15 protein-coding genes are annotated in these 11,457 nt (G+C 70.7%); 11 read left to right on the forward strand and 4 right to left on the reverse strand.

Translation table 11 applies throughout. The features are described 5' to 3' along the window. Nucleotides 1-679, reverse strand: a 679-nt coding sequence (locus tag P3W75_RS01190; RefSeq protein WP_276225551.1) for a CbtA family protein, incomplete at its 3' end; no start/stop codon positions are given. A gap of 42 nt (nt 680-721) precedes the next feature. After that, nucleotides 722-940 (reverse strand): CbtB domain-containing protein, encoded by a 219-nt coding sequence (locus P3W75_RS01195; protein WP_276225538.1) that lies wholly within the window; start codon nt 938-940, stop codon nt 722-724. A gap of 192 nt (nt 941-1,132) precedes the next feature. Between P3W75_RS01195 and P3W75_RS01200 the strand changes: the two genes are divergently transcribed. From P3W75_RS01200 to P3W75_RS01235, 8 genes are all read left to right on the forward strand, one after another. Continuing rightward, a complete protein-coding gene (locus tag P3W75_RS01200) occupies nt 1,133-1,681 on the forward strand; it encodes a histidine phosphatase family protein (RefSeq protein ID WP_276225539.1) in 549 nt (182 codons plus the stop codon). Between the two features lie 46 nt (nt 1,682-1,727). Next, nucleotides 1,728-2,141 (forward strand): VOC family protein, encoded by a 414-nt coding sequence (locus P3W75_RS01205; RefSeq protein ID WP_276225540.1) that lies wholly within the window; start codon nt 1,728-1,730, stop codon nt 2,139-2,141. Between the two features lie 33 nt (nt 2,142-2,174). Beyond that, on the forward strand, nt 2,175-2,999 hold the full coding sequence (locus tag P3W75_RS01210; protein WP_276225541.1) for an aldo/keto reductase: 825 nt from the start codon (nt 2,175-2,177) through the stop codon (nt 2,997-2,999). Nucleotides 3,000-3,101: 102 nt separating this feature from the next. Continuing rightward, nucleotides 3,102-4,196 carry a D-alanine--D-alanine ligase gene (ddlA, locus tag P3W75_RS01215; protein ID WP_276225542.1) on the forward strand — a complete coding sequence of 365 codons (1,095 nt, stop codon included), beginning with the start codon at nt 3,102-3,104 and terminating at the stop codon, nt 4,194-4,196. A gap of 101 nt (nt 4,197-4,297) precedes the next feature. Next, a complete protein-coding gene (locus P3W75_RS01220; RefSeq protein WP_276225543.1) occupies nt 4,298-4,675 on the forward strand; it encodes a nuclear transport factor 2 family protein in 378 nt (125 codons plus the stop codon). A 207-nt stretch (nt 4,676-4,882) separates the two neighbouring features. Continuing rightward, on the forward strand, nt 4,883-5,311 hold the full coding sequence (locus P3W75_RS01225; protein WP_276225544.1) for a hypothetical protein: 429 nt from the start codon (nt 4,883-4,885) through the stop codon (nt 5,309-5,311). 238 nt (nt 5,312-5,549) lie between these two features. Next, on the forward strand, nt 5,550-6,149 hold the full coding sequence (locus P3W75_RS01230; RefSeq protein ID WP_346429847.1) for a histidine phosphatase family protein: 600 nt from the start codon (nt 5,550-5,552) through the stop codon (nt 6,147-6,149). 50 nt (nt 6,150-6,199) lie between these two features. After that, on the forward strand, nt 6,200-7,009 hold the full coding sequence (locus P3W75_RS01235) for a class I SAM-dependent methyltransferase (RefSeq protein WP_276225545.1): 810 nt from the start codon (nt 6,200-6,202) through the stop codon (nt 7,007-7,009). Between the two features lie 3 nt (nt 7,010-7,012). Here P3W75_RS01235 and P3W75_RS01240 read toward each other — a convergent pair whose 3' ends face one another. Further along, the gene (locus tag P3W75_RS01240; protein WP_276225546.1) at nt 7,013-7,618 is read right to left on the reverse strand and encodes a LysE family translocator; all 606 of its coding nucleotides are present in this window, start codon (nt 7,616-7,618) and stop codon (nt 7,013-7,015) included. Between the two features lie 207 nt (nt 7,619-7,825). Between P3W75_RS01240 and P3W75_RS01245 the strand changes: the two genes are divergently transcribed. Together P3W75_RS01245 and P3W75_RS01250 are read left to right on the forward strand one after the other, a co-directional pair. Further along, on the forward strand, nt 7,826-8,506 hold the full coding sequence (locus P3W75_RS01245) for a hypothetical protein (protein WP_276225547.1): 681 nt from the start codon (nt 7,826-7,828) through the stop codon (nt 8,504-8,506). Nucleotides 8,507-8,514: 8 nt separating this feature from the next. Continuing rightward, complete coding sequence (locus P3W75_RS01250) at nt 8,515-9,381, forward strand: alpha/beta hydrolase (RefSeq protein WP_276225548.1); 867 nt, start codon at nt 8,515-8,517, stop codon at nt 9,379-9,381. 3 nt (nt 9,382-9,384) lie between these two features. On the opposite strand, the gene P3W75_RS01255 is transcribed toward P3W75_RS01250, so the two are convergent. After that, nucleotides 9,385-10,218 carry an AraC family transcriptional regulator gene (locus P3W75_RS01255; protein ID WP_276225549.1) on the reverse strand — a complete coding sequence of 278 codons (834 nt, stop codon included), beginning with the start codon at nt 10,216-10,218 and terminating at the stop codon, nt 9,385-9,387. 172 nt (nt 10,219-10,390) lie between these two features. On the opposite strand from P3W75_RS01255, the gene P3W75_RS01260 reads away from it, so the two are divergent. Continuing rightward, nucleotides 10,391-11,457: GGDEF domain-containing protein (locus P3W75_RS01260; protein WP_276225550.1), on the forward strand; the 1,067-nt coding region annotated here is incomplete at its 3' end.

Genomic DNA, 11,457 nt, shown 5'->3' on the forward strand with positions numbered 1-11,457 from the left:
ACACCAGGCCGACGGTGCTCCAGAGGATCGCCTGGATGCCCAGCGACACCAGGCGGAACTGCCACAGCAGGTCGGCCGGGAAGTCCGCCGGCACTTCGCGCACCGCCGGGAACAGCGCGGCGGCGATGGCGCAGACCAGCAGGTACAGGCCGGCGCCGGCGAGCGCGCCGGTCCAGGCGCCGTGGCGGGCCATGAGGTTGCGCGCCAGCTTCACCGCGATGATCGCGGCGGCGACCGACAACGCGATCATCAGGAAGAACAGCGCGGTGCGCCGGCGGATGCTTTCCGGGTCGCCCACCGACGGCGGGTTGGCCGGGTACTTCAGGCTCGGCACCAGGTACAGCGCGACGAACGCGGCCAGCGCCAGCAGGGCGCCGAGGGCGCGCGGCCCGAGGCGGCCGGAGCGGCCCAGGGCGTAGGCGAAGACCAGCGCGAACAGCCCGCCCATGGCGGCGCTGTAGACCACCACGCCGGTGAGCAGGCCGACGCTGGCCTGGACCTCGCGGCTGACCAGCTCTTCCTCGTGGTCGTGGGCCGCCATGCCGCCGGCGGCGGCTTCCTCGGCCTCGTGCAGGGCCGAGACGTGTTCTTCGAAAGCGATCGCGCGGTCGACCTCGGGTTCACCGAAGACGCGGGCGAAACCGAAGGCGAGCAGGCCCGCCAGGACGCCGACGAGCATCCCGCGCAGCAGGAGTTTTCCAGTCATGTCGGGGGTCCCCGGTCAGTGGCAGGGGAAGCCCAGCAGGTGGCGGCCGTCGTGGACGAATTCGTGCACGTACATGCCCTTGAACATCGAGGTGGCGCCTTGCTCGGCGCCGACGAAGTACAGCGCCAGGAGCAGCAGCAGGCCGCCGAACACGGCCCAGGGCAGCAGCTCGGAAAGCGGGATGACGGGAAGCGAAAGATTGCCGGAATCGGCCTGGGTGGCTGTATGAGCCATGAAAACCTCCTAGGATTGCGCGTCCTGAGTTGAAGGGCGAGGGTGGCTGGAAGGGTCTGACTCACGGCCCAGGGGACCGAATACAGTGGCGCGACCGTGCCGGGTTTCCACCGGCTTCCTTCCAAGTAACAACGTGCTACGAGAGCGTGGGGCAGTGTAAACCCCGCTGCCTGCAAATGGGAGTGAATTCCGATGCCGACCCGCCTGAGCCTGGTCTGCCATGGCCGCACCGCGGCCCAACGCCGGGGCCGTTTCGCCAGCGCCGACGAACCGCTGGAGGACGGCCAGGAGGCCGCCCTGGCGGCCTTGCGCGCCCGCCTCAAGACGCCGACGCGGGTGCTTTGCGCGCCGGAGCTGCGCACCCGGCAGACCGCCGCCGCCTGGGACGCGCCGCTGGAGGTGCTGCCGGTGCTGCGCGATTGCGACCATGGCGCCTGGACCGGGCGCGACCTGGACCAGCTGCAGGCGGAGGCGCCGCAGGCCCTCGCCGCCTGGCTCGGCGACCCGGCCGCCGCGCCCCACGGCGGCGAGTCGCAGGTCGAACTGTGCCAGCGCCTGGGCGCCTGGCTGGACGCCTTCGACGCGGACGGTCACTTCGTCGTCGTCAGCCACCCGGCGCTGCTGCGTGCGGCCGTGTTGCACGTGCTGCGCGCCGACCCGGCGGCCTTCAACGCCGTGGACGCGGCGCCGCTGAGCGTGCTGCAGCTGACCCGCAACGGCCGCTGGCGCCTGCGCCTGTAGCCGGCGGGCGGTCTATGCTGTGCGAGCCCGCCCGAAGGAGACCGCCATGGCCAGCCACCCGCGCCTGATCCCCTGCCTGCGCTACCGCGACGCGCCGGCGGCCATCGATTGGCTCTGCGCCACCTTCGGCTTCGTCCGCCAACTGGTGGTGGACGACGGCCACGGCGGCGTCGCCCACGCCCAGCTGTGCCTGCCCGACGGCAGCGGCATGCTGATGCTCGGCTCGGCGGTGGACAACGACTACGGCCGGCTGATGCGCCGCCCCGAGGAGGTCGGCGGCTGCACCCAGAGCCTGTACCTGCTGGTGGCCGACGCCGAGGCCATGTACCGCCGCGCGGTGGACGGCGGCGCGGCCATGGTCATCGACATCCGCGACGAGGATTACGGCGGCCAGGGTTTCACCTGCCGCGACCCGGAGGGTCACCTGTGGAGCTTCGGCACCTACGATCCCTGGCATTGATCGACTCCCCGCATTGAACAAGAGGAGCTAGGCATGAACGAAGTGGTATTCGCCGATGGCGGCAAGGTCCCGGCGATCGGCCAGGGCACCTGGCGGATGGGCGAGGACAGGCGCGAGCGCAAGCGCGAAGTGGCGGCCCTGCGCGAAGGCGTGGAGCGTGGCCTGACGCTGATCGACACGGCGGAAATGTACGCCGAGGGCGGCGCCGAGGAGGTGGTCGGCGAGGCCATCGCCGGCCTGCGCGAGCGGGTCTTCCTGGTCAGCAAGCTGTACCCGCACAACGCCGGCTCGCGCGGCGTGCGCACCGCCTGCGAGCGCAGCCTGAAGCGCCTGGGCACCGACTGCCTGGACCTCTACCTGCTGCACTGGCGCGGCCAGTACCCGCTGGAGGAAACCGCCGAGGCCTTCGAGCGCCTGCGCCTGGACGGCAAGATCCGCCGCTGGGGCGTGTCCAACTTCGACCTCGACGACATGCTCGAACTGGGCCCGCTGCACTGCGCCAGCAACCAGGTGCAGTACAGCCTGGAGGAGCGCGGCGTGGAATGGGACCTGCTGCCCTGGTGCCAGGAACAGCGCATGCCGCTGATGGCCTACTGCCCGGTGGGCCAGGGCGGCAAGCTGCTGCGCCACCCGGCGCTGCGCGAGGTGGCCGAGCGCCATGCCGCCACCCCGGCGCGGGTGGCCCTGGCCTGGCTGGCGGGGAAGGGCGGGGTGATCGCGATTCCCAAGGCGGTGGAGCCGGCCCATGTGCGTGACAACGCGGCGGCCCTGGAGCTGCGCCTGGACGCGGCGGACCTGGCGAGCCTCGACGCGGCCTTCCCGCCGCCCAGGCGCAAGACTCACCTGGCGGTGGTCTGAGCTACCGCGCTCGCTCCTACCCGTCAGGCCCCGCCGACCGCGCGCCTGTAAAAATCCCCGCCGGCATGCTAAGAAGCGCCCATCGATATTCCGGAGACGGTCATGGGCAAGCTGCGTGTTGGGGTGATTTTCGGTGGGCGTTCGGCGGAGCACGAGGTGTCGCTGCAGTCGGCGAAGAATATCGTCGACGCGCTGGACCGCTCGCGCTTCGAGCCGGTGCTGATCGGCATCGACAAGGAGGGCCGCTGGCACCTCAACGACGCCTCCGACTACCTGCTCGACCAGGAAAACCCCGCGCTGATCGCCCTCAACCGCTCCAACCGCGAACTGGCCGTGGTGCCCGGCAAGGCCGAGCGGCAGCTGGTGGAAACTTCCAGCCAGCAACTGCTGGAGCATGTCGACGTGATCTTCCCCATCGTCCACGGCACCCTCGGCGAGGACGGCTGCCTGCAGGGCCTGCTGCGCATGGCCGACATTCCGTTCGTCGGCTCCGACGTGCTGGGCTCGGCCATCTGCATGGACAAGGACGTCAGCAAGCGCCTGCTGCGCGACGCCGGCATCGCGGTGACGCCCTTCGTCACCCTGACCCGCGCCAACGCCGCGCGCACGCCCTTCGCCGAGGCGCAGCGGCGCCTGGGCCTGCCGTTGTTCGTCAAGCCGGCCAACCTGGGCTCCTCGGTGGGCGTCAGCAAGGTCGAGGACGAGGCGGGCTATGACGCCGCCGTGCGCCTGGCCCTGGCCTACGACGACAAGGTGCTGGTGGAGGCGGCGGTGCGCGGCCGCGAGATCGAGTGCGCGGTGCTCGGCAACGACGCCCCGATCGCCAGCGGTTGCGGCGAGATCGTGGTGCGCGACGGCTTCTACTCCTACGACAGCAAGTACATCGACGAGGACGCCGCCCAGGTGGTGGTGCCGGCGGCCATCGACGCCGAGGCCGCCGAGCGTATCCGCCGCCTCGCCGTGGAAGCCTTCCAGGCCCTGGACTGCTACGGCCTGGCGCGGGTCGACGTGTTCCTCACCGACACCGGCGAGGTGCTGATCAACGAGCTGAACACGCTGCCCGGGTTCACCCGCATCAGCATGTACCCCAAGCTCTGGCAGGCCGCCGGGATGAGCTACAGCGAGCTGGTCAGCCGCCTCATCGACCTGGCCATCGAGCGCCACGTCGCGCGCCGCCGGCTGCAGACCAACCGCTGACGCCGGCGTGCCGCACATCGGCTGCGCCGGCGCTCGCGCGGGGCGCTGCTAACGTTGCCTGATGCCCGGCCCGCCGGGGGCCGGATCAGGGAGCAACGAACATGGCCGACACCAGCCAGGAGGCCGCCACGGCGGCCATTCGCGACGTGGTCCGGGACTATGTGGAAGGCATGGTCTTCGCCGACGAGGCGCGCCTGCGCAGCGCCTTCCATCCCGACAGCAAGATCATCGGCCACTACCAGGGCACCCTGGAGTGGCTGAGCCTCGACGATTTCGTCGGCGCCATCCTCGACACCGGCAGCGTCGAGGGCGACGGCCCGCCGTTCTGGGACATCCAGGCGCTGGACGTCACCGGCGACAGCGCCACGGTCAAGGTCCTCGACCACTACCTGGACATGCGCTTCAGCGACTACCTGGCGCTGCTGCTGATCGACGGCCGCTGGCGCATCGTCAACAAGCTCTACTACCTGCACCCCTGAACCGCATTTTCCCAGGGACTTGCGTAGGGCGCATAACGCCTATGGCGTTATCCGCCGTCGTGCACGGGCCTCGGCGTATCCGCCCTGTGTTCCTGCACCCCTGAGCAGGGGGCGCTTCACGGCGCCTCCACGGCGAACTACTGCAAATTTGACGTCCGCGCCTTTACACTCCATGAAGCTACATTGGCCACGCTAAGGAGCGAGACGATGAGTGTCTTCACCCGGACGGTATGGACGGCGGCGCTGTCGGCGCTGCTGGTAGTTGTTGTTCCGGTCGCACACAACCAGGCCTGGGCGGAAGACGCGGCGCCCCCCAGCGGCCTGGAAGCCGACGACCAGCAGGGCCCGCTGGGCGATCTCGGCCCATACGGGCAGTTGGCCGAGGAGTCGCTGAACGCCGTCGGCGCCGATGACTTCGCCACCGCGCGGGCCAAGGTCGACGCCTTGCAGGCCAAATGGCGCGCCGCCGCCGCCGAGCTCAAGCGCAAGAGCCCGGAGGACTGGAAGGCCGCCAACGCGGCGGTCGACGGCGCGGTCCGCGAACTGCACGCCAAGGCTCCGGACAAGGACCGCAGCCTGGACGCGCTGAACACCCTGCTCTCCACCTTCAACGACATCCAGGGCATCAGCGACTGATCGCCCGGCCGGCGCGCGCGGCTCTGCAATTCGTCGGCGGGAGCCGCGCCCGGCGCTTCTGAACAATTTCATCACATTCGTGTAGCGGTCTTTTCACGTTCGCCTGCGCAGGATGCCGTCCAGCATCCGGCGCCCCGCCGGTTGCCAGCGTAACCATCGAGCGCGAGGCCAGTGCGAAGTGATGCAGTCTCCTGAAGCCGGGCGAAACGAGCGAGCCTTTCCTTCCCGATCGCATGGCGTGCTGGCCATGGCCTGCGGGCTGCTCGGCCTGCTGGTGCTGGGCCTGTGCGGCGCGGTCAGCTACCCGTCGGCGCGCGAGGCGCAGCTGCTGGGCTCGACCGACCTGGCGCAGCACTGGAGCCAGGGCGACGTGGTCATGCTGGTGCGTCATGCCGAACGCTGCGACCGCACCGACGCGCCCTGCCTGGGCGCGGAGGACGGCATCACCGTGCGCGGCGGCGAGATCGCCAGCACCCTGGGCCGCGACTACCGCGACTATTTCGGCCTGGGCAACGCCGACATCTACGCCAGCCCGCTGACCCGCACCACCCAGACCGCCAGCCTGATGTTCGGCAGCGGCGCCCTGGGCGAGGCCTGGGTGGCCGACTGCAAGGGCGACCTGCTCAATCACGTGCTGGAGCACAAGGCCAGCCACCGCAACCTGATCCTGGTGACCCACAGCGAGTGCATGGAGCAGTTGGCCAAGGCGCTCGGCCAGGACAACCTCGACACCCCCGACTACACCACCTCCCTGGTGCTGTTCAGCGACGGCCGGGGCGGCCTGCAGCTGGCCGGCGAGATCGACGCCGCCGACTGGGCGCACCTCCAGGTCCGTTGAACTAGGCTTGCCGGGGAGGGCGGTGCCGCCGTCCGCCCCGGGAGTCCGCCATGCCCAGCGTCCAGCTCGGCGGGGTCAAGCAGACCCTGCTGATCACCTTCTACGCCAAGGCGATGGAAAGCCGCCTGCCCGATTCGCTGCTGCGCGACCACTTCGCCTACGCCGCGCTGCAACGCCTGGACCACGACTTCTCGCGCTTCCACTTCGGCCGCAACAGCCAGGTGGGCATCGCCCTGCGCGCCTGGAAACTCGACCGCTGGGCCGCCGAATTCCTTGCCGCGCACCCCGACGCCTGCGTGCTGCACCTGGGCTGCGGGCTGGACAGCCGGGTGTTCCGCCTCGACCCGCCGGCCAGCGTGGCCTGGTTCGACGTGGATTTCCCGGACGTGCTCGCGCTGCGCCGCCGGGTCTACCCCGAGCGCGCCGGCTGCACGCTGCTGGAGGGCGACATGGGCGACCCGTCCTGGCTCGCCGCGCTGCCGGGCGGTCGCCCGTTGCTGATCGTCGCCGAAGGCCTGGTGCCCTACCTGCGCGAGTCCGAGGTCACCGGGCTGCTGCGCGCGCTGGTGGCGCGCTTCCCCCGGGGCGAGCTGATCTTCGATGGCTACAACCACTTCGGTATCCGCCTGCTGCGCCTGATGCTGCCGCTGCTGGCACGCGGCGCCCAGGCGCACTGGGCGCTGGACGACCCGGCGGACCTGGAGGCGCTGGTGCCGGGGCTGCGGCTGCTGGACGAGCACCTGGTCTACACGCCCGAGGAATGCCGGCGCATGAGCTGGGCTTCGCGGCGTTTCGTCGACCTGATGCAGCGTTGGCCGAAGCTGGGCCGCGTCGGCCGCCTGTTGCGCTACCGTTTCTGATACTCAGGCCAGCACCCCGGCCCAGGCCGAGGCCAGCAGGAGCAGCGCCAGCACCCGGTTGAGCCGGCGCAGCGCGCGCGGCGAACGCAGCAGGCGGGCGCTGCCCACCCCGAGCCCGGCCCAGGCCGCGAGGCAGGGGATGGACACCAGGAAGAACAGCAGCGACAGCAGTTGCACGCGGGCCAGGCGGTCGTCGCCGTGGCCGGCGTACACCCCGACCACCACCAGGGCCATCATCCAGGTCTTGGGGTTGATCAGCTGCAGCCCCGCCGCGCCGCACAGGCCGACGCGGCGCACCGGGGCGGCGCGCAGTTCGGCGGGCTCGTCGTGCCAGATGTTCCAGGCCAGCCAGGTCAGCCAGAGTACCCCGGCGGCGGCCATCAGGTACTGCACCTGCGGCAGGCGCGCAAGCAGCTCGCCCAGGCCGCTGCCGACCAGCAGCACCAGCAGGGCGGCGCCGACGCAGCCGCCGAAGACGATGGGCAGCGCCGCGCCCCAGCCGTGGCGGGCGCCGTTGCTGAAGATCAGCAGGTTGGTCGGCCCCGGGGTGATGGCGGCGACGAAGGCGAACAACAGGAAGGGCAGCCATTGCTGCAGCGCGTGGATCATGGAAGCGGACTCCGCGAGTGGGGAGCGCTGAGCGTGACCGGCGCGCGCGGCGCGGTCTGGAAGCTTTGAGCAGGCGCCGGTTCGGTTCGGCTGATGTAGTGGCGTATTGCTATATGAAAAGGCAATTTGATGGCACCACGGGCCAGGCCTAGCCTCAGCTAGCGCGCACCTGGCGCCCCCTCGACGCTGCACAAGGAGAACGACAGCATGGCCACCCTCATCGAAACCCTGACCCAGTGCGTGACCGCGGCGGGCGGCCTGGGCGCCGCTTCCTTCGCCCTGGTGGACGCCACCAAGGCCGTCGGCGGCGGTATTTCCAACGCCGGCTTCGGGCATATCGAGCGGGTCCTCGAAGGTTATTTCGACGGCGTCGAGCATCGTTCGGAGCAGCTCCCCCTGGGCTGGCCGCAGATCCGCGCGACCCTGCGCGCCAACTGGCTCAACGGCACCGCCCTGAACGACCAGAAGGCCATCGCCAAGTCCCTGCTCAAGCTGCGCCTGACCCCGGCCAACGCGGCGCTGTGCGCCGAGCGCACCCAGGTCGACGCCCCGGTGCTGACCCGCGTGGCGAACAAGATCGCCAGCGGCGGGGCCATGACCGACGAAGAGAACGACGTCTGGGGCCGCTTCGACCTGATGCTCACCGCACAGCTCGACCAGGGCTACCAGCGCGCCGACCAGGCCTACCGCAACTACGCCAAGGGCCTGTCGATGGTGGTGTCGGTGGCGCTGGCGCTGATTGGCCAGGCAAGCTATCCGGACGCTTTCCACTCCTATCAGGTGGCGTTGCTGGTCGGCCTGGCGGCGACCCCGGTGGCGCCCATCGCCAAGGACCTCACCACCGCCCTGGCGGCTACCGCCAAGGTGTTCCAGTCGATGCGTCGCTAGGAGGCGCCATGACCTGGTTTCTCGATCTGCGCGCCAACCCGGTCGGCGGTGGCGTGGCCTCGCACGTCACCCTGCGCCAGGGCGGCGGGCACTACCCGTACCTGGACGGCTTCCTCGACCAGGTGCGCGGCCGCGACCTGCTGCTGGCCACCCACGGCTTCAACGTCGACCGCGCCGACGGCATCGCCAAGCTCTCGGCCTGGGAGGCGCTGCTGCAGCTGCCGGACAACTACCTGTTCGTCGGCGTGCTCTGGCCCGGCGATTCGCGCTGGGTACCGGTGCTCGACTACCCGGTGGAGGACCGCGAGGCGACCGACAGCGCGGCGCTGCTGGCGAGTTTCGTGCGGAGCAACTTCGGCGCCGCCCTCAGCCTGTCGTTCAGCTCCCACAGCCTGGGCGCGCGGGTGCTGCTGGAGACCGTGCGGCGCCTGACCGACGCCGGGGTGCCGGTGAACCAGGCGGTGGTGATGGCCGGCGCCATCGACGACGACTGCCTGGCCACGCAGTACGCGGACAGCGTGGCGAAGCTCAGGGACATCTCGCTGCTGGCCTCGCTGGAGGATGACGTGCTGAAGTGGGCCTTCCCCCTGGGCAACCCGCTCGCCGGCATCATCAGCGAAGGCCACCCCTACTGGCGCGGCGCGCTGGGGCGCTACGGCCCGAGCGGCCGGCGCCCGGCCAACCTCGGTTCGGCCTGGCAGATTCCCGACGCCTGGAACTACGGCCATGGCAACTACCTGGGCGCCAGCCCGCAGCCCAAGGCGCAGCCGGTGAGCCTGCCGGCGCCGTCCAACCCGGTGCTGCCCGATGCCGAGAAGCCCGCCTGGTCGGCCGGCTTCGTCGCCACCCGCCTGCGCCGCGTGCTGGGCCGCTGAGGCTCAGCTCGCGGCCTGGCAGCGCCCGCGGTAGTAGGCCGGGGTCACCCCGTAGGCGCGGCGGAACCAGCGGCCCAGGTGGCTCTGGTCGGCGAAGCCGAGGTCGGCGGCCACCAGCGCCGGGGCCAGGCCGCGCGCCAGCAGCTGGCGGGCGCGGGCCAGGCGCAGCTGCACCAGGTAGGCGTGCGGCGGCAGGCCGAAGGCTTCCTTGAACGCGCGGGTCAGGCGGAAGCGGTCGCAACCGGCGGCGCGGGCCAGGTCGTCGAGGTCGATGTCGGCGGCCAGGTTGGCGTGCAGGTAGTCCCGCGCGCGCAGCGCCACCAGCGGCAGGCGCGGGTCGGCGTCGATCCGCCGGCGCCACTGCAGGCGCCGGGTGAGGCCGCCGAGCAACGCGTCGAGGGCGGCCTGGCGCACGATGCGCAGCTCGCGGCCGTGCACGGCCTGGAAGGCGGCGTCGATGGCGGCGGCCATGCGCGGGTCGTCGAAGAGCACCTCGGGCACGCTCGGCAGGCAGTTCGCCGGGGCTTCTTCGAACAGCGCGCCGATCTCGCGCTCCAGCCACTGCGGGTCGAGATACAGCATGCGGTAGGTGAAGCCGCCGGCGGTGGGCGCGTCGCCGTCGTGAATATCGCCGGGTTCGAGGAAGAACACCTTGCCCGGCGTGCTGACATTGCGCGCCTGGCGGCAGCGGAATTGCTGCACGCCGGTCTCGGTGAAGCCGATCAGGTAGCTGTCGTGCCAGTGCGGGTCGTAGGCGTGGCCCTTGAAATGCGCGCGCAGGGTCTCGATGCCGGTGTCGGCGTCCTGCGCGAGATCGATCCAGTTGTCGTGGTGCATGCCGCGCCTCCGCCCGTCGCGAGTCGTTCAGGATACCGCGCCGGCGCGCGACGTCTGGAAGATTCGTGCAGGCGCGGGGACGGGCGGTGCGTTTGGCCGACGCCGCCCTGTTTCTCCCGCCGCGGCGGCATCGTATGCTTCGGCGCGATGATGTCATTCTGACAGGTGGCCTTTGTCATACCTTCTCGCCCTGCGCCGCTCGCTGGACCTGCTCCATGGCGTGCCGCCGTCGATCCGCGACGAGTTCGCCGCCTGGTACCGGCGCGCGAAGGTGCCGCAGATCCGCTATGTCGCCTTCCTGACGCTGGTGCTGTACGTCATCTATGCCGCCATCGAGCAGAATGTCGCGGCCAGCCAGCAGGGCCTGCGCCTGGTCGCCCATGGTCTGGTGGTGCCCGCCGCGCTGCTGGGTGTCGCCCTGATGAGTTACTCCAGCGCCTGGCAGTTGCCGATGCTGGCGCTGCTGCGCACCGCGCCGGTCGGCGCCGTGGCGGCGAACCTGTACTTCAACGCCGGGCACGACGACTTCGCCTACTTCGTGCCGGAAATCTACCTGAACCTCACCTGGACCTTCGCCGTCTCCGGGCTCACCGTGCGCCAGGCCATGCCCACCGCCTGCGCGTCGCTGGCGCTGCTGCTCGCGGTGACCCTGGGCGAGGCCCTGCAGCCCGGCGCGCAGCGCCTGCATTTCATCTGGGTCCTGGCGTCGTTTTCCTTCGGCCTGCTGTGCGCCGTCACCCTGGAGATGGCGCACAAGAGCATGTACCTGCAACAGAGCCGCCTGGCCCTGACCGCCAGCGTGGACAGCCTGACCGGCCTGTGGAACCGCTCGCGCATCGACCAGTTCCTCGCCGACGAGATCGCCCGCTCGGCCCGCTACGGCTCGCCGTTCGCGGTGGTGGCGGTGGACATCGACCACTTCAAGAGCGTCAACGACACCTACGGCCACGCCGTCGGCGACCGCGTGCTGGTGCAGTTCGCCGGCTTGCTGCGCGAGCACGTGCGGGTGATGGACAGGGTAGGACGGCGCGGCGGCGAGGAATTCCTCGTGGTGCTGCCGGGCACCGACGTCGAGCATGCGCGCGCGGCGGCGCTGCTGCTGCAGCGGCGCATCAACGCCTTCGCCTTCGACTGCGCCGGCCGCAAGACCGCCAGCTTCGGGGTCGCCGAGTACCGCCCCGGCGAGAGCCTGGCGGCCTTGCTGGAACGCGCCGACCAGGCGCTCTACGCGGCCAAGGC

It is taken from the genome of Pseudomonas citronellolis (genome assembly GCF_029335315.1).
In the GTDB taxonomy this organism is placed as follows: domain Bacteria; phylum Pseudomonadota; class Gammaproteobacteria; order Pseudomonadales; family Pseudomonadaceae; genus Pseudomonas; species Pseudomonas citronellolis_A.